A 24,926-nucleotide genomic window follows, 5' to 3' on the forward strand; every position below is an offset into this window, starting at 1 on the left:
GCGAAGATAACAAAATGCAGCTCAATCGAGCTGCATTGTGAGGAAAGTACAGAATGCGACTAACAACAATATTTCACCATCGCACGTGATAACACGTCGATGGTTGGGTCGATAAAGTCGAAAGAGAGGAACTCATCTGGTTGATGAGCTTGATCAATTGAACCGGGACCTAGAACTAAGGTTGGACACAGTTGCTGCAGAAATGGCGCTTCAGTACAGTAGTTGACGGTTTCTGAGCTGGTTTGACAGATCTCTTCAACACCACCAATAAATGGGTGATCGTGTTGACATTCGTAGCCCGGAATTGGCTCGTGCAAGGGAATAATTTCTAATCGCCCTGGCCATTTCGCCTCGACTTCTTTCAATGCTCCGCGCAGCATGTTCTCTAAACCATCAAGGCTAATACCAGGAAGAGGACGAACGTCATAATGCAGTTCACAGCAACCGCAAATACGGTTTGCGCTGTCACCACCATGGATATGACCAAGGTTTAGGGTAGGGCTTGGAATAGCAAAACCCGGATGGTGATACTCTTTAACCAATTTGTCGCGCAGTTGCATCATGGCAAACATGACTTCATGCATTATTTCAATTGCGTTGACGCCGAGCGCAGGATCAGACGAATGACCGGACTTGCCTGTTACGCGAATGGCATTTGCCACATGCCCTTTATGACCTCGAATTGGTACGAGGCTGGTGGGTTCGCCAATGATGCAGTAATCCGGCTTAAAAGGCGCATTCTCAGTGAAATGACGGGCACCTAGCATGGTGGTTTCTTCATCACAGGTCGCCAATACATAAAGCGGCTTGGTTTGCTTACTCCAGTCGATTTTCTTTACCGCTTCATAAATGAAGGCAAAGAAGCCTTTCATATCAGCAGTACCCAAACCGTAAAAGCGGTTGTCTTTTTCGGTCAGCTTATGTGGGTCAAAACTCCAACGTCCTTCATCAAATGGCACTGTGTCGCTGTGACCTGCGAGAAGTAAGCCGCCTTCACCGTCACCCATACGTGCGATCATATTGTGTTTGCCTGGTTCCACTTCGATCACTTCAACACTAAAGCCAAGATCTTTAAACCAAGATGCCAGCTTCTCGATCACTTTGGCATTGCCTTGATCCCAACTTGGATCGGTTGAGCTTATCGAAGAGGTACTGATCAGTCCTTCATAGACCTCTAGAAAACTTGGTAATTGCATGGATTCTTCAATTCTCCTGTTGACAGACAGAGCACAAAAATGTAAAACACATATTAAATCATATTTATTGAATAAAAAATCAAAATAAAGCAAAAATTAAATATGAATAATCACTTTGAGCCTTAAGTATATGGATGTCATGTAATGCTAAAAACCACGATTATCGGAGCCAGCGGCTACACCGGCGCAGAGTTGGCTTTAATGGTCAACAAACACCCTGAACTCAAGCTATCAGGTTTATACGTTTCCGCCAATAGCGTAGATGCAGGAAAGAATATTGCTCAATTGCACGGCAAGTTAGCGGGTGTGATTGATATGCCAGTTTCGCCGCTGACTGACCCTGAGCAGGTTGCTCAAGCGTCAGATGTGGTCTTTCTGGCTACAGCACATGAAGTGAGCCACGACTTAGCTCCTATCTTCTTAGAGGCGGGATGTCAGGTATTCGATTTATCTGGTGCATTTCGTGTGAAAAGCGAAGGCTTCTACGACACCTTTTATGGCTTCGAACATCAATATAACAACTGGCTAGATAAAGCAGCATACGGCTTAGCAGAGTGGAACCAAGAATCAATAAAAACCACTCCTTTGATTGCAGTGGCAGGTTGCTACCCAACCGCTTCACAGCTTGCAATCAAACCTTTATTAGAACACGCATTACTGGATACCAACCAATGGCCTGTGATTAATGCAACCAGTGGTGTATCAGGTGCAGGGCGTAAAGCTTCCATGGTTAACAGCTTCTGCGAAGTGAGCTTGCAACCTTACGGTGTCTTTAACCATCGTCACCAACCCGAGATTGCTCAGCATTTGGGTTGCGATGTGATTTTCACGCCACACCTAGGCAACTTTAAGCGCGGCATTCTTGCCACTATCACGATGAAATTGGCGCAAGGCGTGACGGAAGCACAGGTGGCACAAGCGTTTGAACAAGCTTACCAAGGCAAGCCAGCGGTTCGCCTTAAAGGTGATGGTATTCCACGTATTCAGGATGTCGAAAATACCCCTTTCTGTGATATCGGATGGAAGGTACAAGGCGAACACATCATTGTGATTTCGGCGATCGACAACCTACTTAAAGGTGCATCGAGTCAAGCGATGCAATGTCTCAATATTCATTACGGTTACCCAGAACTGACAGCGTTGCTGTAGTCGTTGAAAGAGGGAAATGCGATGACGCAAACCAATCAAGCTCCTTTAGTCATTAAGCTCGGTGGTGCAGCTCTATCTTGCACTCAAACCTTAAGCCAACTGTTTGGCGCCATTGCGGCTTACCAAAAGTCGGCACAGCGACAAATCGCCATCGTTCATGGCGGTGGCTACCTAGTTGATGAGTTGATGGCAAAGCTTCAGCTTGAAACCGTAAAGAAAAACGGTCTTCGCGTGACGCCTTATGAGCAAATTCCTGTGATTGCAGGCGCGCTTGCAGGCACAGCAAACAAATTGCTTCAAGGTCAAGCGATTGCGGATGGTCTGAATGCAGTGGGTCTTAGTCTCGCTGATGGTGGGTTATGTCATGTTGAAGAACTTGACCCAGAGCTAGGCGCTGTAGGCAAAGCATCACCGGGTGATTCAACCCTATTACAAGCGGTGCTAAACGCAGGTGCACTGCCGATCATCAGCTCAATTGGTCTGACTGAAAAAGGTCAGATGATGAATGTGAATGCTGACCAAGCTGCGGTTGCTGTGGCCGGAGCATTGGATGCGGAGTTAGTGCTTCTGTCTGATGTGAGCGGTGTACTCGATGGCAAAGGGCATTTGATCAAAACGCTATCTGAGCAAGAAGCCGATGCATTGATCAAAGGGCAAGTGATCACCGACGGCATGATCGTCAAAGTTAAAGCCGCTTTGGAGGCCGCCAATGATCTTGGTCGTCCTATCGAAGTCGCGACATGGCGTTACCCAGAGAAACTGACCCAGCTATTCGCGGGTGAAAGTATTGGAACGCAGTTTCTGCCGCAATAAAGCAGAAGCAAAACAGTTAAAGAATTCAACATTAGGAAGTGGTTGGCACTGACCGCCGAGAGCAGCGCCAGTTAAGTTTGGAGAAAAAACATGAGCAAAGTGAACGTAAATAAAGTGGTAGTCGCATACTCAGGCGGTCTAGATACTTCAGTAATCATCCCGTGGCTAAAAGAGAACTACGACTGTGAAGTGGTGGCTTTCGTTGCCGATGTTGGTCAAGGTGCAGAAGAGCTAGAAGGCATTGAAGCAAAAGCAAAAGCTTCTGGTGCTTCTGAGTGTTACATCGCTGACCTGAAAGAAGAAATGGTCGCGGACTACATTTTCCCGACACTAAAAACCGGTGCTTACTATGAAGGTAAATACCTACTAGGTACATCAATGGCGCGTCCAATTATTGCTAAAGCGCAGGTTGAAGTCGCACGTAAAGTGGGCGCAGACGCGCTGTGTCATGGCTGTACAGGTAAGGGTAACGACCAAGTACGTTTTGAAGGTGCATTTGCAGCACTAGCACCAGATCTGCATGTTATTGCGCCTTGGCGTGAATGGGATCTAGTGAGCCGTGAAGAGTGCTTAGATTACCTAGCAGAGCGTAACATTCCTTGTTCAGCATCTCTTACTAAGATTTACTCGCGTGATGCGAACGCATGGCACATTTCTACTGAAGGTGGCGTTCTAGAAGATACATGGAACGCGCCAAATGAAGATTGCTGGGCTTGGACTGTAGACCCAGAGCAAGCACCGAATGAAGCAGAAACCGTGACGCTAAAAGTAGCGAAAGGTGAAGTTGTTGAGGTAGATGGTGAAGCGATGACACCATATAACGCGTTGGTTTACCTAAACGAAAAAGGTGCGAAGCACGGTGTTGGTCGTATCGATATTGTCGAAAACCGTCTAGTGGGAATGAAGTCTCGTGGTTGTTACGAAACTCCGGGGGGCACCATCATGATGGAAGCACTGCGTGCGGTAGAGCAACTGGTGCTGGATAAAGCGTCATTTGAATTCCGCGAGGAGCTTGGTCTGAAAGCATCACACCTTGTTTATGATGGTCGTTGGTTCACGCCGCTATGCAAGTCTATTCTTGCGGCTTCTGAAGAGCTCGCGCAAGACGTGAATGGCGAAGTGGTTGTGAAGCTTTACAAAGGTCACGCAACGGTAACGCAAAAACGTTCGGATAACAGTTTGTACTCTGAAGAGTTTGCTACTTTTGGTGAAGATGAAGTTTATGACCAAAGCCATGCTGAAGGCTTTATCCGTCTTTACTCACTATCAAGCCGTATCCGTGCGCTGAACAGCCAGAAAAAATAAGCCAATTTAACGTCTTATAAGATAAGAGACCTGCCACTATTGGCAGGTCTTTTTGGTTTTTGCTGACCTTATTGGCATAAAGATAAAATAGTCATGAATAAATATGTAAAAATATTGAATTTCTACTTTATTTTTATCTACGATTATCGTAACGTTGAGGCATAAGAAAAAGTGAGCAAATGACCACCGATTTGGTCAACACTTAATGAATAACACGTTAGCGTAAGCAATAGTCATCAGGAGAGACGCAATGGCATTATGGGGCGGAAGATTTACCCAAGCGGCAGATACCAGATTTAAAGACTTCAACGATTCGTTGCGTTTCGATTACCGATTGGCCGAGCAAGATATCGTAGGCTCAATTGCGTGGTCTAAAGCATTGCTGTCTGTTGACGTGTTATCTGCAGATGAACAACAAAAGCTTGAGCTAGCACTAAATGAACTCAAGCTTGAAGTGATGGAAGACCCACATCAAATCTTACGTTCAGACGCTGAAGATATCCACTCTTGGGTCGAGCAGCAACTGATCAATAAAGTTGGTGACCTAGGTAAAAAGCTACACACGGGACGTTCTCGTAACGACCAAGTTGCAACCGATCTCAAGCTTTGGTGTCGTCAGCAAGGTCAACAACTGTTGATTGCACTTGATCGCCTACAGACTCAAATGGTTGGCGTTGCTAAGCAGCATCAAGGTACTGTTCTTCCTGGTTATACGCACTTACAACGTGCTCAGCCTGTGACGTTTGCTCACTGGTGCTTGGCTTATGTTGAAATGTTTGAGCGTGATTACTCACGTCTGAACGATGCGCTAAAGCGTTTGGATACGTGTCCACTCGGCTCGGGTGCGCTTGCGGGGACCGCTTACCCTATCGACCGTGAAGAGCTGGCTCACAACCTTGGTTTCCACCGTGCGACACGTAACTCGCTAGACTCGGTTTCTGACCGTGACCATGTGATGGAGCTGATGTCTGTGGCATCTATTTCGATGTTGCACCTATCTCGCTTGGCAGAAGACATGATCTTCTACAACTCGGGTGAGTCTAACTTTATTGAACTAGCCGATACCGTGACGTCAGGCTCTTCGTTGATGCCACAAAAGAAAAACCCAGATGCATTAGAGCTTATTCGTGGCAAGACAGGTCGTGTATACGGCGCGCTTGCTGGCATGATGATGACGGTGAAAGCGCTGCCACTGGCTTACAACAAAGACATGCAAGAAGACAAAGAAGGTCTGTTCGATGCGCTTGATACATGGAATGACTGTATGGAAATGGCAGCATTGTGTTTCGATGGCATTAAGGTTAATGGCGAGCGTACGTTAGAAGCGGCGAAGCAAGGTTACGCAAACTCAACTGAGCTGGCGGATTACCTAGTGGCGAAAGGCATCCCATTCCGTGAAGCGCACCATATCGTCGGTGTTGCTGTGGTTGGTGCAATTGCCAAAGGCTGTGCGTTAGAAGAGTTGTCGATTGAAGAATTGAAATCTTTCTCTGAAGTGATTGAGGCGGATGTGTATGACATCTTGACCATCGATTCATGCCTTGAGAAACGTTGTGCGCTTGGTGGCGTGTCGCCGCAGCAAGTGGCTTATGCTGTCGACCAAGCAGACAAGCGTCTATCTCAACGTGACACTTCAGCAGTCAAAGTACGTCCAGCACGTCTGACGGATATTGAGACACTGGAAGGCATGGTGGCGTACTGGGCAAATATGGGTGAGAATCTACCACGCTCACGTAATGAGTTGGTACGTGACATTGGTTCTTTCGCGGTTGCCGAGCACCACGGAGAAGTCACTGGTTGTGCGTCTTTGTATGTCTATGACTCAGGCTTAGCAGAGATTCGCTCTTTAGGTATTGAAGCGGGTTGGCAAGGTCAAGGGCAGGGCAGTGCGATTGTGAACTATCTGGTTGAGAAGGCGCGCCAAATGGCTATTAAGAAAGTCTTTGTGCTGACACGTACGCCAGAGTTCTTTATGAAGCAAAGCTTCTTGCCAACGTCGAAGTCATTGCTGCCAGAGAAAGTACTGAAAGATTGCGATCAGTGCCCACGTCAGCATGCATGTGATGAAGTTGCACTGGAGATCAACTTGTTCGAACAATTGATCCAGAAAAGTAACGTAGCCTAGGTTAATGATTCTATTAGTATTTAAGAAAATACTAAAAAAATCAGAAAAAAATTTGGAACCTTTGAGAGGAAGCCCGGTCTATTAAAGTACCACTGCTTTTTCTTAGAAGAATCTAAGAGAGCCCCAAGACCGGTATTGGTTTTGGGGCTTTTTTCTATCTGTCATCTGGATGATGATCATCTTTATTTTGTTTTCTATGGCGGCGCTGCCACGGCAGAATAACGAAGCGCATCCAGAGGTGTAAAAACAGCAGACCATTAAACGCAAAGCCCGCAAAGATCAGTGCGATCGACTCGATGCTTTGTGGATCATCTTTAAATGCAAACCACCATACGATCCAACATAAGACAGAGAGCACGGTAAGTTGATCCATGCATCGCTGGCAACGCCCGATTTTTTTCCAAAACCAATGCTCTTGGCAACTTCGACAAGTCATTGTTCTACCCAAACTATCTATTTGCTTCTGATTATAACCTCAACTCCTGCTTGGTAGTGTTTTTGCTTGGTTTCTTAGTCTCGCTTATCAAACCAAAAATGAAAAATTAGCTTGGTCAAAATTGTGTAGCACGTAATTGATGTATGGTGCGCTGTCAGCCTGACAATAGGAAAAATAATAATGTCGACAGAACTTAAAGTAGCACTTGGTTTAGCGGGTAGCTTTTTCACGATTGGATTAACAGCCATTGTGTTGGTGAGTCGCTATGCAATGATGACTGCATAACCACAGCTCTATTGATTCTTGAATTGATAAAGCTGAAAGAAGAAAGCCTCGTCTATGACGAGGCTTTTTGTTTATCGATGTTAAGGAAAATGAGGGCAGGATTAGCAACCAGGACCACAGTCTAGGCAGTGCTTGATTGTCTCTGGACCTAAGTGAAGTTTTGCATTCAAATCTCGCAGTGCGGTGCGAACGCCTTCTTCAATTACTGGGTGGTAAAACGGCATATCCAACATTGCTGAAACTGTCATTTTATTTTGATGTGCCCAAGCGAGCAGGTGGGCTAAGTGCTCGGCGTTTGGTCCCATCATTTCTGCGCCCAAGAAGCGTCCGGTGCCTTGTTCTCCGTACACATGCAATATGCCTTTATTGCGTAGCATCACTCGTGAGCGACCTTGGCTTTCAAACGAGACCTCTCCGGTTGCGAAACAGCCGCAGGTGCCTAAACGTGCTTCCAATTGCTTAAAGGTTTCACCAACCATGGCAATTTGTGGATCAGAGAATACAGCAGAAATAGGCGAGCGGCGCAAACCTGCACGAATATCAGGAAAGCGGCCAGCGTTATCACCAGCAATACGACCTTGGTCTGCCGCTTCATGAAGCAGTGGAATTTGGTTACTTGCATCACCTGCGATGAAGATGCTCTCTACCGAAGTTTGCAATGTATAGTGATCCGCCGTTGGTACGCCGCGCTCATCTAATGCCACACTGGTGTTTTCAATCGCGAGCTTATCCACATTCGGGCGACGACCTGTTGCTGCCAATACGTAATCGACAATAAAGGTTTCTAGTTCACCATCGTGGTTGATGAACTGAATTTCGACCTTATCTTCACCGTTATTTTTTGGCGAAGCAATACGTTTCATGCTTTCGATTTTTACATCGGCATCAAGGTAAAACTCTTCTTTGAATGCTTTATCGGCGTACGCCATCACTTCAGGGTCCGTCAATGGTCCTACTTGACCACCAAGACCAAATAGCTTCACATTCACTCCTAAACGATGCAGCGCTTGACCCAATTCAAGACCAATGACACCTGGACCAAATACTGCAACGGATTCTGGCAAGTCATCCCAATCGAATACATCATCGTTAATGACTAGGCGATCGCCGAGCTCATTCCATACCGCTGGGTATGCTGGACGTGAGCCTGTTGCGATCACAATGCGTTTTGCGGTGATCTGGGTGTGGTCATTAACGACTAGCGTATTGTCATCAATAAACTTGGCATAGCCTGAAACTTTATCTTCAGCAGGGATCTCATCGACGCCTTCCAACACAAAGCCAACAAAGCGGTCACGTTCACGCTTTACTCGATCCATTACTTCACGACCGTTAATGTAAATCTCGCCTTGTGGGTGCACGCCGAAACCTGGTGCTTTCTCGATTTGATGTACGCTTTCTGCAGCAGCGATCAAAAGTTTTGAGGGCATACAACCTACACGAGCACATGTTGTGCCGTAAGGACCACCTTCGATCATCATAACACTGTCTGTGTGTGCTTTTGCTGCGCGGTATGCACCAAGACCTGCTGTACCACCACCAATGATTGCTACGTCAACATTTAACTGTTTCATAATGGATTCTCGTTTTGTCCAAACTGAGTTGAGATGACTAAGTTTAGAAGAGTGAATTTGAGTTCATTAATCTTGATAGTCCGAAGAAGAGCAGTGATCAAGACTAAGCATAGGAAGTGATTGAGGGGGGTAGTCTCCCGGGCGAGGGATGTTCCGGGAGACTAAGGGCTGAGTTCTGGACAGCTAAATTGCCAACCCAAGCCCATTAGGCAAATTATTAACCTAGGTAAGCTTCTAGTTCTTCGCTACCACCGATGTGTTTACCACCGATGAACACTTGAGGAACCGTCGTACGACCCGAAATTGCACGTAGACTGACTGTTGTTGCGTCTTTACCCAAAATCACTTCTTCATATTGAAGACCGTGGTCAATCAGATTTTGTTTCGCTTTCATGCAGAAAGGGCAACCTGGTTTAGTGAACACAGTGATCGATTCTTGAGTTTTGTACTCAGGTGCTACGTAGTTCATCATTGTGTCTGCATCAGAAACTTTGAACGGGTCGCCTGGTTCGTTTGGTTCAATAAACATTTTCTCAACCACACCGTTTTTCACTAGCATGCTGTAACGCCATGAACGCTTGCCGAAGCCGATGTCGTTTTTGTCTACTAGCATACCCATGCCATCTGTGAACTCACCGTTACCATCTGGGATGAAAGTGATGTTTTCAGCTTCTTGGTCAGCTTTCCATGCATTCATTACAAACGTGTCGTTTACTGATACACATAGAATCTCATCCACACCATGCTCTTTAAATACTGAGAATAACTCGTTGTAACGAGGTAGGTGGCTTGACGAACAGGTTGGAGTAAACGCACCCGGCAAGCTGAATACGATAACCGTTCTGTCTTTAAACAGTTCATCCGTGGTTACGTTCACCCATGCGTCACCTTTACGAACAGGAAAAGTAACTTGTGGTACAGCTTGACCTTCTTTTGATGCAAACATGATGATTTCCTTTTTAAATTTATGAAATAATTCGTTTTCGAGCTTAGCGTTATTTGTCGCTCAGTTTCGTTTTGTTGAGCTCATTATTGAAAAAAAACTTTGATAGCTCTAATCGTTTAATGCTATGGTTTTGATAGATTATTTCTATCGCCAAACAAGAAGCGAATCGTACGTATGAATATCCGAGATTTTGAGTACTTGGTGGCGCTTGCGGAGCACAAGCATTTTCGAAAAGCAGCAGAAGCCTGTTTTGTTAGCCAACCAACTTTAAGTGGCCAGATTCGAAAACTGGAAGACGAACTTGGTACAGCCTTACTAGAAAGGAGCAGCCGTCGAGTGCTGTTTACTGATTCTGGTTTGCAATTGGTGGAGCAAGCAAAACGCATCTTAAGTGAAGTGAAAACTTTCAAAGATATGGCGAGCGGTCAAAGCGGTGCGATGACCGGTCCAATGCACATTGGCTTTATTCCAACCGTTGGTCCTTACCTATTGCCAAAAATAGTCCCTCGACTGAAAGAAGAGTTTCCTGAGTTAGAACTGTTTTTACATGAGGCTCAAACCCACCAACTGGTACGTCAGTTGGAAGAAGGTAAGCTTGATTGCCTTGTACTAGCGTCAGTTGATGAAACAGCTCCGTTTAAAGAGATTGAGGTCTATAACGAGCCGTTGAGTGTTGCTGTACCTTGCGATCACGAATGGGCTGGTTTAGACCATATAGACATGTTGGATCTTAATGGTCGAACCGTTTTGGCGCTAGGAGATGGTCACTGCCTACGCGACCAAGCACTTGGTTTTTGCTTTGCTGCAGGAGCAAAAGATGACGAGCGCTTTAAAGCCACCAGTCTAGAAACATTACGTAATATGGTTGCGGCGGGCGCAGGTATCACGTTATTACCACAGTTATCTGTACCGCATGAGAAGAAGAAGGATGGTGTCTGTTATGTCCCTGCGATTAATCCAACGCCTTCTCGCAGCATTGTTTTAGTTTATCGTCCGGGCTCTCCACTGCGTGCTCGTTTCGAAACCTTGGCTGCAACGATTAAAGGGGTACTAGAGGCTCAGGAAGACTCTATTGCCGCTTAAGCACAAGTTAATATAGGAAAAGGGAGCCCAATGGCTCCCTTTTTTGTTTTATCTGATGAGTGGTTGTTAGAACAACTCTTCTGAGCCGCTACCACCACCTGAATAGATACTGTCTTCTAAACTGTTACCGACGTACTCAGTTGGCTCAGTTCCTTTCTCAAAATATTCGAACATGGATGAACCATCGACTTTATGAGTCAGAAGACCGCTATCACGATCAATACGAACACGGACGATATCTTCTGGGATGTTTTTCGCTTTTTGAGGCGTACCTTCAAGTGCGACGCGCATGAAATCAATCCAAGCTGGCTCAGCTGTCTTCGCCCCCGATTCCGCACCAGAAATCTGTCCTTTACCAAGGTTGCTGTTCACAGTCGTTCGACCTAGAGTGCGAGAGTGATCGTCAAAGCCAACCCATGCAATAGCGACAATGCCCGGACCGTAACCGTTATACCATGTATCTTTTGAATCGTTGGTTGTACCGGTTTTACCGCCAATATCGCGGCGTTCGAGTTTCTGAGCGCGCCAACCTGTGCCGTTCCAACCGGTACCATCACGCCAGCTACCGCCGCCCCAAATGTTGCTGTACATCATCTCACGCATTAAGAATGCGTTTTGTGCTGAGATAACTTGCTTCGCATATTGTGGTGTATTGTCTTCTAATGCGTTGTCTGATGTTGGCTCATCCATTGCGATATCTTGCTCGCCAAACTCTGCGGCAAACTTATCTTCAACCGGCGCTTCTTGCTCCATTTGAGGGCAATCATGCTGACAGATAACTTTTGGATTGGCTTTAAATAGCACTTCACCGAAAGAGTCTTCAACGTGGTCAATGTAGAATGGTTCAACATAGTAACCACCGTTGGCAAAGACCGAGTAACCTTGTGCTACTTTCATCGGTGTTAAGCTACCCGCACCAAGCGCAATAGTCTCTGAACGCGGCACTTCGTTGATATCAAAACCAAAGCGAGTCAGGTATTCGCGAGTCGCATCTAAGCCTACTTCACGCAAAGTGCGCACCGCCATTACGTTTTTCGATTGTGCTAAACCGATACGTAGGCGAGTAGGACCAATGTATGTCGGTGGTGAGTTCTTCGGACGCCATGCCGAGCCAGAACCTGCATCCCATTTGTTGATTGGAGCATCGTTAACTAATGATGCCAGCGTTAGACCTTTATTGATCGCAGCAGAGTAGATGAAAGGCTTAATACTTGAACCTACCTGACGGACCGACATGGTCGCACGGTTAAATTTGCTATGGACGAAGTTAAAACCACCAACGAGAGAAAGTACCGCACCATTTTCTGGGTTCATTGCGACAAACGCGGTGTTTGCATTTGGCACTTGGCTCAACTTCCAATTGTTGATGGTGTCGCCATCTTTGTCAGTTGTGCTGACTTCGCGAACCCAAACTTGCTGGCCGACTTCTAGGATCTCTTGCGCTGATTTTGGTGCTGCGCCTTGGCGTTCATCAGTCAGGAACTTACGAGCCCAGCTCATGCCTGTCCAAGCGAGAGTTTGTTCGTCGTTGTTTTTCACCCAAACTTGTGCCGTTTTACCGTCTACTTTGGTCACAACCGCTGGATAAAGTTGACCATATGTTGGCTGCTTCTTCAGATGCTTCTCAATCTGCTCTGTATCCCAAGCAGGTTCGCCTTGTTTCCACAGTACTTTCTCTGCTCCGCGATAGCCGTGACGTTCATCGTAAGCAAGGATATTGTTGATGGATGCTTTGTTTGCTGCGTCTTGAAGCTTGGAATCTACCGTCATGTAAATGTTCAAACCAGACGTATACGCTTTGTCTGCACCGTATTCTTTTACTGCCCAAGAACGTGCTAGTTCTGCGACGTATGGGGCAGACAGTTCGATTTCAGCGCTATGGTAGCGTGCCACAATTGGCTCTGCGCGTGCTTCATCGTATTGCGCTTGAGTGATGTATTTCTCATCCAGCATACGCATCAACACCACATTACGACGCTTTGTCGCTCGCTCTAGTGAGTAAAGTGGGTTCATGGTTGATGGCGCTTTTGGCATACCTGCTAACGTAGCAATCTCGCTGAGAGTCAGTTCATTCAAACTCTTACCGAAATAAACCTGAGCGGCTGCACCAAAACCGTAAGAGCGGTAGCCAAGGAAAATCTTGTTAACGTATAGCTCCATGATCTCTTGTTTTGTCAACAACTGCTCAATGTGAATCGCAATGAAGATCTCTTTCACTTTACGCATGATTTTCTTCTCATTAGATAAGAAGAAGTTACGCGCTAGCTGCTGAGTGATGGTACTCGCACCTTGTTTTGCAGAACCAGATAATGCCACCACAACAGCAGCACGAGTAATACCGATTGGATCGATACCAGGGTGCTCATAAAAGCGGCTATCTTCGGTCGCAATCAGCGCGTGAATCAAATCTTGCGGAATTTCGTCGTAGGTAACAGGAATTCGGCGCTTCTCGCCAAACTGTGCGATCAGTTTCCCATCTTGACTAAAAACCTGCATAGGTGTTTGTAATTCAACATCTTTTAGGGTTGCAACATCTGGCAATTCAGGCTTCACGTACTGATAGAAGCCAAAAATTGTGGTGACTCCAAGAATTATGCAAATCAATGTTAAAAATAATAAACGCTTTATGAACTTCACCGGAGAATCCCTGATTGGTTGAGGCTGTGTAACGGCAAACCCTTGTACTCTTAGGTCAAAAATTTAGCACATAAGAGGTATTAACTCCTATTTGGGTGCTAATAACAACCTTTGCACGAAGAAAATTCTCTGTGCGCTAACTACATAAGCACGCAGGAATTTCGGAGCGAGAGTAGAGATGGATAAGCTATTAGTTACGGGCATAGATATTGGCCATAACAGCCTCAAAGCCGTGGTACTTAAACCCAATGGCAACAGTTACGCCTTATTGGGTTACAAAGAAATAATACTTAAGGAAGGTATTGTCGCTGAAAATAACACCATAAATCATCAAGAAATTGTAAAGACCCTTAAAGAGATAAGAAAAGAGCTGCCATTTTGGGCTCGACGGGTCGCAATTTCTGTTCCTGATAATGCCGTGATCAGCAAGAAGCTGCAAATTGAGCAGAACTTGGAGGAGAGTGAGAAAGAGTTTGCCGTGGTGCAAGCTTTCTCGCATCAATCCCCATTTCCTGTTGAAGAGCTCAGTCTTGATTTTGTAAAGCTTGATGCCGATGAGCAGATGCGTGGAACAGACAGTTATCAAGTATTCGCGACTCGCAAAGATGTCGTTGAAACTCGTGTCGATGCTCTGCAAAAGTCAGGCTTGAAAACCGTGCTGGTGGACGTGCATTCACAAAGTTTAGGGCATATATGGAAACTGGCTGTCGAGCGCTTCCCTGAAAAGAGCAAGTATTGCTTGTTGGATATCAGTGCATTGAGCAGCTCTTTCACCATGTTTACAGAGCAGAGTGAATTGTTCCACAAGGAATTTCCTTACGGCACGCGAACTTCAAATGATCTATTTCAGCAAGACCCTCTTGCTGAAGACACGCAAGTTGCTACTGAGCAGTTTAATCGACAAATCGTTGATCGTGTAAAGCGCCAGATTCAGCTCTATACCTCGATTAATGGTAGTCAAGACATCAAAGGCATTTGGTTGTCTGGTGAAGGTGCAGCTACGCCAATGTTAGCAGAAGAACTTTCAAGTCAGTTGGCATTGGAGTGTGAGTTGCTTAATCCGCTCGGTCTATTCGAGATGAAAGTATCGAAACGCAAACGCCGTGCAGCAGATTGGCAGCATTTTACTGCGGCTGCGGGCTTAGCGGTTAGAGGTATTCAATGGCTAGGAGGCAAACATGCTGTATCACATTAACCTCCTTGCATGGCGTGAGAATCAACGTGAAGAACACCGCCGCCGCTTTCTCAGTTTGATCGTCTTGGGGGTGATTGTTGCGTTGGGCGTGCAATGGGGCATTGGTAAGTTCTATCAATATCAGCAGGATCAACAACAGCAGCGCCTTGATTATTTGGCGCACTATATCTCCCAGCTTGATAAACGAATCGAAGCGATGAAGATTGCTGAACAAGAGCACAGCAAGATCTTGGAGAGGTTAAAGATCGTTGAAGGTTTGCAAAATGGGCGTAATAAGACCACGGAGTTCATGAACCTGATGCCGTCGGTGATCCCTGAAGGAGTCTACGTCGATAAGATCAAAATGAATGATTATGAAATTGAAATCTCGGGTATCTCTGATAGTACACCTCGCTTGGCCACCATGCTCGACAACATGGAGCGTTCAGCCAAGCTGCTAGATGTCGACATGCATTCTATCGTTCATGGTAAAGCGCGTTTTGGGAAAGAGTTTCAGACTTTCAAAGTTTCCTTCATGTTCAAAGACGCCTCGGTGAAAGGAGGTAACCAACATGGTTAATTGGCAAGATCTAGAAATGGATGAGATCGCTGAGTGGCCATTGGTGCCTCAGATAGTAGTGATCTTGTTGTTAGTTGTGCTGATTCAAGGCCTTGGTTATTGGTTTTATTTAAAGCCAGAGCAAGAACAGCTGAATAACCTTATTCAAGAAGAACAAACCTTAAAAGTTGCGTTACGGATCAAAGCGAACAAAGTCGCTGCTTTGCCTCAATTGCAATCGCAACTTGATGAGCTTACTACTCGATACGAATTGCTACTGCAACAACTGCCTGCACAGAAAGAGCTGGCAACCATGTTGGCTTCGGTGAATGAACTCGGAATTGATAATAAGTTGACGTTCACCCGAATCGACTGGGGTGATAAGCAATCAGAACACTTCCTTTATCGTTTACCGCTCGACATTGAGTTGACAGGGGATTTTCATGATATCGGTCGTTTCTCCCAAGCGATTGCGACGTTGCCACGCATCATCACTTTTAAAGACGTGACTTGGCAGCGTGTCAGCCAAGAGAGTGAAACTCTGCACTTTCGTGTGAAAGCAAACACTTACCAGTTCAAACCAGAGGTGAAGAAAGATGAGAAGTAAATCTTTGCTGATGGTGTGTATTGCTGGCGTTTTGACTGCCTGCCAAGCCAATGATGAATCACTGACGGAATTTATTCGTGACGTGGAGAACCAAGCTCGCCGTGATGTCACCAAACTGCAGCCTGTTGAAGAGTATGTTGTCGTTAACTACGAACCAGAAATATTGCGTGCACCTTTCGAATTGCCAAAAGAGGCAACGATTGCAACTCAACCTGTTGCAAGAAAAGACTGCTGGCAACCTCCTTCAAGAAAGCGAACTGGCAAATTGGAAAGGTTTCCTCTTGCGCAACTGCGCTTGAAGGGTGTGATGGGTATCGGCAGCAGTGTTTCTGGGTTGGTTCAGGCTCCGAATGGCACTGTTTACAAAGTAAAACCAGGTCAATACCTTGGACGCAACAATGGCAAGGTTACCCATGTATCCCACAACTATTTATTGATTAATGAAACCTTGCCAGACGGTTTGGGCTGTTGGCAAAAACGCAAAGTTAAGTTGGCTTTGAGATAGGCATAGCTGCATTTATTTTTGATATTGAGTAATGATGAAAATGAGACAAGGATTAACACTGACACCAAGGAAGCTAACAGGGCTCTTCTCTTTATGGTTGTTTCTACTTTTAGCCCCTTTAGTCGCAGCGGAAGAAGTAAAGTCTAACTCGCTTAAGAGCATCGACTTCCGTACTAATAAAGATAAAGACGCGGTTATCGTCGTAGAGCTTGCATCGCCAGCTGCTATTGTTGATATCAAGCGTGTGCAAGAAGGTTTAAGTATCGACTTGCTCAATACGTCAGTTAAAGACGATCAGCTTTATCTACTTGATGTAAAAGACTTCTCTACAGTGGTAGAGAGTGTTGAGGTTTTCCGCGATACCTCTACGACGCGTTTGGTCGCTTACATTGATGAAGATTATACCCATGACTATCGCCTCACAGGGCGTTATCTAGAGGTGAAGGTTGGTAAGCTCAAAGCCAACGAAAAAGCACCAGACAAAAGTATTCTGGAAAAAGAAGGCAAGTTGATTTCGATTAACTTCCAAGATATTCCGGTGCGAAATGTGCTGCAGCTTATTGCTGATTACAACCAGTTTAACCTTGTGGTTTCAGACTCAGTTGAAGGGAACCTGACCTTGCGTTTGGACGGTGTACCTTGGCAACAAGTGCTGGATATCATCCTTCAAGTCAAAGGCTTGGATAAGCGTGTAGATGGTAACGTTATTTTGGTTGCTCCGAAGGATGAGCTCGATCTGCGCGAGAAGCAACAACTAGAAAAACAAAAGCTTGAACAAGAAATGGGTGAACTTTCTTCTGAAATTATCAAAGTGAATTTTGCGAAAGCATCGGATATTGCAGAGATGATTAACGGTGAAGGTAACATTAGTATGCTTTCTGATCGTGGCAGCATGACGATTGATGAGCGTACTAACTCATTATTGATCCGTGAGTTGCCGGAGAATATTCAAGTAATTCGTGAAATCATTGAATCATTAGATATTCCAGTAAAACAAGTTCAGATTGAAGCACGTATCGTGACTATCAATGAAGGTAACATGGATGAACTTGGCGTTCGCTGGGGCTTCACATCGATTAATGGTAGTCATACGGTTGGTGGATCGATCGAGAACAACCTTGCAACTATTGGTCTCTACGATGGCGGCGGTGGCGACGGCGATGGTGAAGACGGTGGCGGCAGTGTTGGTATTGATGACTTCCTGAACGTTAACCTTGCTGCAACCAGCCCAAATGCAACCAGTATTGCTTTCCAAGTTGCGAAACTAGGGTCTGACACTTTGTTGGATTTGGAGTTGTCTGCGTTGCAACAAGAATCAAAAGCAGAAATCATTTCTAGTCCGCGTTTAATTACTACCAATAAGAAGCCAGCTTATATTGAACAAGGTACTGAAATTCCTTACCTAGAATCCTCTTCCAGCGGTGCGACATCCGTAACGTTCAAAAAAGCGGTGCTGAGCTTAAAAGTGACACCGCAGATCACGCCTGATAACCGTTTGGTGCTGGATTTGAGTGTTACGCAAGATAGACCGGGTCAAGTGGTAAAAACTGGTACCGGTGAGGCAGTTGCGATTGATACTCAGCGTATTGGCACTCAAGTATTGGTGAATAATGGTGAGACGGTTGTGCTTGGTGGTATTTTCCAACACAGCATTACAAACTCCGTCGATAAGGTACCTTTATTAGGTGATTTACCGCTGTTAGGGGCACTTTTCCGTCGAAGTTACGAAAATGTCGGTAAAAGTGAGTTGCTGATTTTTGTTACGCCTAAAGTGGTGATTCAGTAAGACTCAGCGAGTAAAAAATCGATTAGATCAAAAATAAAGTTGCATTAGTGGCACCATGCTTGGATAATTTCGGGTCTTATCACGAATTATCTGTGAGGAATTGGTGCCACAAGCCTTGTAGAACAGCAGTTTGGCTGTGTGTTTCTTGTGGCGATCTTATTGAATTAACGTTGTAAATTATCGCTAAATATGGCTGAGAAACGTAATATTTTCCTTGTTGGCCCAATGGGTGCCGGCAAAAGTACAATTGGTAGACATCTAGCACAGCAACTGCATATGGAGTTCGTAGACTCTGATACAGTGATCGAAGAACGCACTGGTGCAGACATTGCTTGGGTTTTTGATGTAGAAGGCGAAGAAGGCTTCCGTAAGCGCGAAGAAGCGGTACTTGAAGACCTAACTCAAGAGCAAGGCATCGTGCTAGCAACAGGCGGTGGTTCTGTTAAGAGCAAAGAAAACCGTAACCGTCTTTCAGCACGTGGTGTTGTTGTTTACCTAGAAACAACTATTGAAAAGCAACTTGCGCGTACAAACCGCGACAAGAAGCGTCCTCTACTTCAAACTGAAAACCCTCGTGAAGTGTTGGAAAGTTTGGCAGGCGAACGTAACCCTCTATACGAAGAAGTAGCGGATTACACAGTTCGTACTGACGATCAGAGTGCAAAAGTGGTAGCCAACCAGATCGTAAAAATGCTAGAAGAGAGATAAGCATTTATCTTTTTCAAATTGGAGCACACCGATGGAACGGATTACGGTCAATCTAGCAGAGCGTAGCTACCCAATCTCAATTGGCGCCGGGTTATTTGAAGACCCGGCGTACCTTTCTCAAATTCTTTCAAGCAAAAACGCAAACCAGAAAGTGGTTGTGATCAGTAATGTTACGGTCGCGCCTCTGTATGCGGATAAAATTCTTAGCCAACTAAAACAGCTCGGTTGTGATGCATCCCTGCTTGAATTGCCAGATGGCGAACAATACAAAAGCTTAGACGTATTTAATCAAGTCATGAACTTCCTGCTAGAGGGAAGTTATGCTCGTGATGTGGTGATTATTGCGTTAGGTGGTGGTGTTATTGGCGACTTGGTAGGTTTTGCTTCGGCGTGTTACCAACGTGGTGTTGATTTCATTCAAATCCCAACCACATTATTGTCTCAAGTGGATTCATCAGTAGGTGGTAAAACCGCAGTTAACCATCCGCTGGGCAAAAACATGATTGGTGCCTTCTACCAACCTAAAGCCGTTATCATCGATACCAACTGCCTATCGACACTGCCAGAACGCGAGTTTGCAGCGGGTATTGCAGAAGTGATCAAATACGGCATCATTTACGATCCTGCTTTTTTCGATTGGCTAGAAGAGAATCTAGAACGATTGTATGCACTTGACGAAGAGGCGCTAACTTACGCTATTGCACGTTGTTGTGAAATCAAAGCGGAAGTGGTTGCTCAAGATGAGAAAGAGTCGGGCATTCGAGCGCTGTTGAACCTGGGTCATACCTTTGGTCATGCCATTGAAGCTGAACTTGGCTATGGTAACTGGCTACACGGTGAAGCGGTATCTTCGGGTACGATTATGGCGGCGAAAACATCTCATTTGCGTGGATTAATTTCGCAAGAGCAGCTTGATCGCATCATTTCCATTATGCGCCGAGCAAAACTGCCAGTGCATACGCCAGATAGCATGACTTTTGATGACTTTATGACGCACATGATGCGCGACAAAAAAGTATTGTCTGGTCAATTACGCTTAGTTTTACCTACGGGTATTGGTAGTGCCGAAGTCATTGCTGATACGCCGCAAGACATAATCAAACAAGCTATCGACTTCGGTCGAGACATTTAACCTTGTAATGGCGCCTTGGGGCGTCATTCTTGTAGTTTATTAAGGTTATTTAGATGAGTTTCGCTCACGTTCTTGAATTGGATTCACAAACCGAGTTATTAGACCGATTAGGCTTATTAACTAACTTTGCGTCTAATCTGATCGCTGTTAATGGTCAAGCCGGGTACGGAAAATCTTGGTTGGCACAGCGATACCTTGAGCTCGGTGCCAGTAACAAAAATCAATGTTTGTTACTTTGTCATTCAAATCAAGATGATGTGCAGCATCGCATGCTTATCTTGAGTCAGATCGTCTCGGATGCATTGTTCAATCAGCAAGATACTTTGCTCGATAGCTTGGAGAGAATCTTAGGTGATGACACGTGCGATATTGCCATCGTGGTCGATGATGCGCATTTGTTGAGTGAAAACCTAGTTTCAGAGTTATGGATGCTAGTGCTTGCAGCGCAAGCCAATCCAAATTGGAAAATCAACGTCTTACTGTTCACGCAAACTGGGCGTTTAGAGTCAGTATTGTCGCGTATTAGCTACGGACAAGAGTACAAGCCAGTTGAACTCGATATTGATATGCTGTCAGAAGTTGAAGCTCGTCGCTTTTTTGAGTCGCTAGTGATTCGATATGTCGATGATGACTCTGAAAAACGCGTTCGAGATGCATTCAAGAAAGTTGACCCGGTACCGGGTGACATCATGGCTTTAGGAGAGATGAAAGTGGAAAAAAGGATCATTATCCGCTCAATTGTCGGTTCGCCCCTTAACATTGCACTCGTTGTGCTGGTATTACTTTTGTTGGCGGCTGGTGGATATTGGTGGATGTATAATCAACCAAGCCCTGATGATAAAGCGCAGCAAATCACTGGAGTCATTGAGCAAACTGCCATTCCAACTCTAAACGAGCCAGAGGCTCAAATCAGTCGTGCAGATTCATCGATGGATGATGGCTCAGAGCCTTCGGATGATACTAACCTGACAGACGCTACGGATGATTCAGATGCTCTTCCTCCAGCGGTAACGAGTGAAGTAGCGAGTGTCGGCAGCGAAGATAAGCAGCAACGCGTTGTGATTGAGTCGGATGTCGTTGACGCACTTCTAGAAGGCAAGCCTGAAGCAGCCGATACCACTAACATTGAAACGGTTGTCGAAGAATCTATCCCTCAAGCGAAAAGCGCATCAAATTCCTCATTGATCAATGTGGTTCAAACCGGTCAGCAGCCTGAAGCAGAGAAAGCGACGTCTGGAAAACCGATAGTGAAGTTCTCTTTTGCTCGAGAAGAGCTGAAAGCACTATCGCCTCGTGCTTACACTTTACAGTTGGGGGCAATGACGGCGATGGAGGATGTACAAGCGTTTCTTGATAAGTACGACTTAAATGGTCAGGTGAGAATTTATCCAACCGTTCGTAGCGGAACAGAGTGGTACATTATCACTTACCAAGATTACCCTACGATTCAGCTGGCGCGAGACGCTGTTGAAAGCTTACCAGATGCACTTAAATCGGTGAGTCCATGGGCAAAATCACTGGGTCAAGTACATCGAGAAATTGATCGCGTGAAATAATCCTGAGCTTCGTTGAAAAATATGTTACATTCCGCAGCCTTAATTTTTGGTCGATAGATAGAGCAGTAGATGAAAAAGCAACGAGCCTTTCTTAAGTGGGCAGGAGGCAAATACGGTCTGGTTGAAGACATCCAACGTCATTTACCACCGGCTCGAAAGCTAGTTGAACCTTTTGTTGGTGCTGGCTCGGTTTTTCTAAATACCGACTATGACCACTATCTACTGGCGGATATCAACCCCGACCTGATTAATCTCTATAACTTACTAAAAGAGCGTCCTGAAGAGTACATCTCAGAAGCGAAGCGCTGGTTTGTTGCAGAGAACAATCGCAAAGAAGCGTACTTGAATATTCGCGCCGAGTTTAATAAAACGGATGACGTGATGTACCGCTCGTTGGCGTTCCTATACATGAACCGCTTTGGCTTTAATGGCTTATGTCGTTATAACAAAAAAGGCGGCTTTAATGTCCCGTTTGGTTCTTACAAAAAGCCTTATTTCCCAGAAGCGGAGCTAGAATTCTTTGCTGAAAAAGCAAAGAAAGCGACGTTCGTATGTGAAGGTTACCCAGAAACGTTCAGTCGAGCGCGTAAAGGCAGCGTGGTTTATTGCGATCCACCGTACGCACCGTTGTCGAACACGGCGAACTTTACCTCTTATGCTGGCAACGGCTTTACGCTGGATGATCAAGCTGCATTGGCTGATATTGCAGAGAAAGCCGCAACTGAACGTGGTATCCCTGTTCTGATCTCAAACCATGACACGACATTAACGCGTCGCCTTTATCATGGTGCGGAGCTTAATGTCGTAAAAGTGAAGCGAACCATCAGTCGTAATGGCAGTGGCCGTAATAAAGTTGACGAGTTGCTGGCGCTATTTCGTGCACCTGACGCGGACAAATCTGACTCTTAATTCTCACACTATTGCATTGAAATAGTGGATCTCCCCACTGGCTTCGGTAGAATTGCGCGCAAATTGTTTGCTGTTTGCTCGCCACTACTGAGGTCAGGTATGAAAGATTTTCTAATTGCTCCATCCATTTTATCGGCTGATTTTGCTCGTCTCGGTGAAGACGTAGAGAAAGTTCTCGCAGCGGGTGCGGATGTGGTGCACTTCGACGTTATGGATAACCACTATGTACCAAACCTGACTTTTGGTGCTCCAGTGTGTAAAGCGCTACGTGATTACGGCATCACAGCTCCAATTGATGTACACCTAATGGTGAAGCCAGTCGATCGCATCATTCCTGATTTCGCGAAAGCAGGTGCATCAATGATTACTTTCCACGTTGAGGCATCTGAGCACGTAGACCGTACGCTTCAACTAATCAAAGAGCACGGCTGTAAAGCTGGCGTGGTTCTAAACCCTGCCACCCCACTTGCTCACCTTGAGTTCATTATGGATAAAGTTGACTTGATCCTACTGATGTCAGTTAACCCAGGTTTTGGTGGTCAATCATTCATTCCTCACACATTAGATAAACTGCGCGCAGTGCGTAAGATGATTGATGAGTCTGGTCGTGATATTCGCCTAGAAATCGATGGTGGTGTGAAGGTGGACAACATTCGTGAAATCGCAGAAGCGGGTGCAGATATGTTTGTTGCTGGCTCTGCGATTTTCAGTGAGCCAGATTACAAGCAAGTGATCGATAAAATGCGCGCTGAGCTTGCAGAAGCAAAATAAGCGCGGATAAACACGTTCTTAAACTAGCGCGTTAACGCTATGATTTGAAAGGCTGCCACCGTACCGGCAGCCTTTGTTGTTTCTAGCGCGAACCGAGAAAAAATATCCATCGCGGTGTGCAAATAATCACTTGCCTATTTTGCGTCCTTTCTGTACTATTCGTGCTCCTTAAAACTCAGTCAATTTTCTTTAGTTCCTTGCTTCCTCTGGACGACTGAGCCATTTGTGGAAGCTGAATAATCCGTAAGGAGCAACCAATGCGTCATTACGAAATCGTATTCATGGTGCACCCAGATCAAAGCGAGCAAGTTGCTGGCATGATCGAGCGTTACACTGGTTCAATCACTGAAGCTGGCGGTAAAATCCACCGTCTAGAAGACTGGGGTCGTCGTCAACTGGCTTACCCAATCAACAAGCTTCACAAAGCTCACTACGTTCTAATGAACGTTGAAGCTGACCAAGCTGTAATCGATGAGCTAGAAACTGCTTTCCGTTTCAACGATGCAGTTCTACGTAACATGATCATGCGTACTAAAGCGGCTATCACTGAGCAATCTATCATGCTTAAGCAGAAAGAAGAGCGTGCTCCTCGTCGCGAAGAGCGTGCTGAAGCTAAGCCAGAAGCAACTGCTGAGTAATTTTTCTTTTGACCATCCGGATGGTGCTACTTGGCTTCATTGCCAAATTGCCCATTCGTAATTAAGCCTATTGATAATAAGACACTGTTGGTTTCGGATAGAGTTTTACTCTGCAGATTTAGACAGGTAGTCGTCACTGGGCTTAGGTCACAAGTATTCACTCAGATTTAGTACAAGGCAGTAGCATTAAGATAAGTGAGCTTATCACTTGTCACTCCAATCGAAAGATTTAGGAAGTTAGTGTTATCGCCGACAACATTACTCAAATTTAAGATCAGGAGATAGCCCATGGCTCGTTTCTTCCGTCGTCGTAAATTCTGCCGTTTCACTGCAGAAGGCGTACAAGAGATTGATTACAAAGACGTAGCAACTCTTAAAAACTACATCACTGAAGCTGGTAAAATCGTTCCTAGCCGTATCACTGGTACAAGCGCTAAATACCAACGTCAACTAGCTCGCGCTATCAAGCGTTCACGCTACCTAGCTCTACTACCGTACACTGATAAGCATCAGTAATCGGTCGTTTTATTAAGAAAGAGGATTAAGCAATGCAAGTTATTCTACTTGATAAAATCGGTAACCTAGGTGGTCTTGGCGACACAGTAAACGTTAAATCTGGCTACGCACGTAACTTCCTTATCCCTCAAGGTAAAGCAGTTATGGCGACTAAAGGCAACGTTGAAATGTTCGAAGCTCGTCGCGCTGAACTAGAAGCTAAAGTTGCTGAGCAACTAGCTGCTGCTGAAGCACGTGCTGAGAAAGTTAACGCTCTAGAAGCAGTTGTTCTTGCTTCTAAAGCTGGTGACGAAGGCAAACTATTCGGTTCTATCGGTACTCGTGACATCGCTGAAGCTATCACAGCTGCAGGCGTTGAAGTTGCTAAGAGCGAAGTTCGCCTTCCTGAAGGTGCTCTACGTAACACTGGTGAGTTCGAGATCAGCGTTCAACTTCACTCTGAAGTTTTCGCTACAATCAACCTACAAGTTGTTGCTGCTGAGTAATTCAGTACCAAGCGAAATAGTAAAAAGCACC

The 24,926-nt window shown here is 45.5% G+C and carries 23 protein-coding genes; 18 read left to right on the forward strand and 5 right to left on the reverse strand.

The window, feature by feature from the left end; genetic code table 11:
* Positions 1–59: 59 nt before the first annotated feature.
* Positions 60–1,196, reverse strand: coding sequence for an acetylornithine deacetylase (argE, locus tag QMY49_RS16240; RefSeq protein WP_009697556.1), 1,137 nt, complete (start codon positions 1,194–1,196; stop codon positions 60–62).
* Between the two features lie 144 nt (positions 1,197–1,340).
* Between argE and argC the strand changes: the two genes are divergently transcribed.
* The 4 genes from argC (at position 1,341) to argH (ending at position 6,588) form a co-directional block, all read left to right on the forward strand.
* Positions 1,341–2,345: an N-acetyl-gamma-glutamyl-phosphate reductase gene (gene argC / locus QMY49_RS16245; protein WP_009697557.1), complete on the forward strand. Its 1,005-nt coding sequence runs from the start codon at positions 1,341–1,343 to the stop codon at positions 2,343–2,345.
* Positions 2,346–2,366: 21 nt separating this feature from the next.
* Positions 2,367–3,158 (forward strand): acetylglutamate kinase, encoded by a 792-nt coding sequence (gene argB / locus QMY49_RS16250; RefSeq protein WP_039842514.1) that lies wholly within the window; start codon positions 2,367–2,369, stop codon positions 3,156–3,158.
* A 90-nt stretch (positions 3,159–3,248) separates the two neighbouring features.
* Positions 3,249–4,463 (forward strand): argininosuccinate synthase, encoded by a 1,215-nt coding sequence (locus QMY49_RS16255; RefSeq protein ID WP_061065413.1) that lies wholly within the window; start codon positions 3,249–3,251, stop codon positions 4,461–4,463.
* Positions 4,464–4,713: 250 nt separating this feature from the next.
* Positions 4,714–6,588: an argininosuccinate lyase gene (gene argH, locus QMY49_RS16260; RefSeq protein WP_005432701.1), complete on the forward strand. Its 1,875-nt coding sequence runs from the start codon at positions 4,714–4,716 to the stop codon at positions 6,586–6,588.
* A 154-nt stretch (positions 6,589–6,742) separates the two neighbouring features.
* Here the strand turns inward: argH and QMY49_RS16265 are convergent, their stop codons facing one another.
* The 3 genes from QMY49_RS16265 to QMY49_RS16275 all read right to left on the reverse strand — a co-directional run bounded on the left by QMY49_RS16265 (position 6,743) and on the right by QMY49_RS16275 (position 9,829).
* Positions 6,743–7,024 carry a DUF3624 domain-containing protein gene (locus QMY49_RS16265; protein WP_026000384.1) on the reverse strand — a complete coding sequence of 94 codons (282 nt, stop codon included), beginning with the start codon at positions 7,022–7,024 and terminating at the stop codon, positions 6,743–6,745.
* 386 nt (positions 7,025–7,410) lie between these two features.
* On the reverse strand, positions 7,411–8,883 hold the full coding sequence (locus QMY49_RS16270; RefSeq protein ID WP_050902269.1) for a dihydrolipoyl dehydrogenase: 1,473 nt from the start codon (positions 8,881–8,883) through the stop codon (positions 7,411–7,413).
* A 217-nt stretch (positions 8,884–9,100) separates the two neighbouring features.
* Positions 9,101–9,829, reverse strand: a complete 729-nt coding sequence (locus QMY49_RS16275; RefSeq protein WP_005451494.1) for a redoxin family protein — start codon at positions 9,827–9,829, stop codon at positions 9,101–9,103.
* A gap of 174 nt (positions 9,830–10,003) precedes the next feature.
* Between QMY49_RS16275 and oxyR the strand changes: the two genes are divergently transcribed.
* Positions 10,004–10,912 carry a DNA-binding transcriptional regulator OxyR gene (oxyR, locus tag QMY49_RS16280; RefSeq protein WP_005451495.1) on the forward strand — a complete coding sequence of 303 codons (909 nt, stop codon included), beginning with the start codon at positions 10,004–10,006 and terminating at the stop codon, positions 10,910–10,912.
* A 66-nt stretch (positions 10,913–10,978) separates the two neighbouring features.
* Here oxyR and QMY49_RS16285 read toward each other — a convergent pair whose 3' ends face one another.
* On the reverse strand, positions 10,979–13,549 hold the full coding sequence (locus QMY49_RS16285) for a penicillin-binding protein 1A (RefSeq protein WP_283312350.1): 2,571 nt from the start codon (positions 13,547–13,549) through the stop codon (positions 10,979–10,981).
* Between the two features lie 178 nt (positions 13,550–13,727).
* Between QMY49_RS16285 and pilM the strand changes: the two genes are divergently transcribed.
* From pilM to rplI, 13 genes are all read left to right on the forward strand, one after another.
* Positions 13,728–14,744, forward strand: a complete 1,017-nt coding sequence (pilM, locus tag QMY49_RS16290; protein ID WP_026138410.1) for a type IV pilus assembly protein PilM — start codon at positions 13,728–13,730, stop codon at positions 14,742–14,744.
* Entirely contained in the window at positions 14,728–15,303 is a 576-nt protein-coding gene (locus QMY49_RS16295; protein WP_005451499.1) for a PilN domain-containing protein, read from the forward strand. The genes pilM and QMY49_RS16295 overlap by 17 nt, the downstream gene beginning before the upstream one ends.
* A complete protein-coding gene (locus QMY49_RS16300) occupies positions 15,296–15,889 on the forward strand; it encodes a type IV pilus inner membrane component PilO (RefSeq protein ID WP_005451500.1) in 594 nt (197 codons plus the stop codon). The genes QMY49_RS16295 and QMY49_RS16300 overlap by 8 nt, the downstream gene beginning before the upstream one ends.
* On the forward strand, positions 15,879–16,394 hold the full coding sequence (locus QMY49_RS16305; protein ID WP_005451501.1) for a pilus assembly protein PilP: 516 nt from the start codon (positions 15,879–15,881) through the stop codon (positions 16,392–16,394). Before QMY49_RS16300 ends, QMY49_RS16305 begins: the two co-directional genes overlap by 11 nt.
* Positions 16,395–16,428: 34 nt before the next feature.
* Positions 16,429–18,180: a type IV pilus secretin PilQ gene (locus tag QMY49_RS16310; RefSeq protein WP_005451505.1), complete on the forward strand. Its 1,752-nt coding sequence runs from the start codon at positions 16,429–16,431 to the stop codon at positions 18,178–18,180.
* A 189-nt stretch (positions 18,181–18,369) separates the two neighbouring features.
* Positions 18,370–18,888 (forward strand): shikimate kinase AroK, encoded by a 519-nt coding sequence (gene aroK, locus QMY49_RS16315; protein ID WP_005451507.1) that lies wholly within the window; start codon positions 18,370–18,372, stop codon positions 18,886–18,888.
* Between the two features lie 31 nt (positions 18,889–18,919).
* On the forward strand, positions 18,920–20,020 hold the full coding sequence (gene aroB, locus QMY49_RS16320; RefSeq protein WP_009697563.1) for a 3-dehydroquinate synthase: 1,101 nt from the start codon (positions 18,920–18,922) through the stop codon (positions 20,018–20,020).
* A 53-nt stretch (positions 20,021–20,073) separates the two neighbouring features.
* Positions 20,074–21,576, forward strand: a complete 1,503-nt coding sequence (locus QMY49_RS16325; RefSeq protein WP_283312354.1) for an AAA family ATPase — start codon at positions 20,074–20,076, stop codon at positions 21,574–21,576.
* A gap of 69 nt (positions 21,577–21,645) precedes the next feature.
* Positions 21,646–22,485 (forward strand): Dam family site-specific DNA-(adenine-N6)-methyltransferase, encoded by an 840-nt coding sequence (locus QMY49_RS16330; RefSeq protein WP_005451513.1) that lies wholly within the window; start codon positions 21,646–21,648, stop codon positions 22,483–22,485.
* Positions 22,486–22,584: 99 nt separating this feature from the next.
* Positions 22,585–23,256 carry a ribulose-phosphate 3-epimerase gene (rpe, locus tag QMY49_RS16335; RefSeq protein WP_005451514.1) on the forward strand — a complete coding sequence of 224 codons (672 nt, stop codon included), beginning with the start codon at positions 22,585–22,587 and terminating at the stop codon, positions 23,254–23,256.
* Between the two features lie 257 nt (positions 23,257–23,513).
* Positions 23,514–23,894, forward strand: a complete 381-nt coding sequence (rpsF, locus tag QMY49_RS16340; RefSeq protein WP_283312357.1) for a 30S ribosomal protein S6 — start codon at positions 23,514–23,516, stop codon at positions 23,892–23,894.
* Between the two features lie 288 nt (positions 23,895–24,182).
* Positions 24,183–24,410 (forward strand): 30S ribosomal protein S18, encoded by a 228-nt coding sequence (gene rpsR, locus QMY49_RS16345; RefSeq protein ID WP_000090472.1) that lies wholly within the window; start codon positions 24,183–24,185, stop codon positions 24,408–24,410.
* A 32-nt stretch (positions 24,411–24,442) separates the two neighbouring features.
* A complete protein-coding gene (rplI, locus tag QMY49_RS16350; protein ID WP_005451518.1) occupies positions 24,443–24,895 on the forward strand; it encodes a 50S ribosomal protein L9 in 453 nt (150 codons plus the stop codon).
* Positions 24,896–24,926 lie beyond the last annotated feature (31 nt).

Source organism: Vibrio harveyi, from assembly GCF_030060435.1.
GTDB classification, from domain to species: Bacteria; Pseudomonadota; Gammaproteobacteria; order Enterobacterales; family Vibrionaceae; genus Vibrio; species Vibrio harveyi.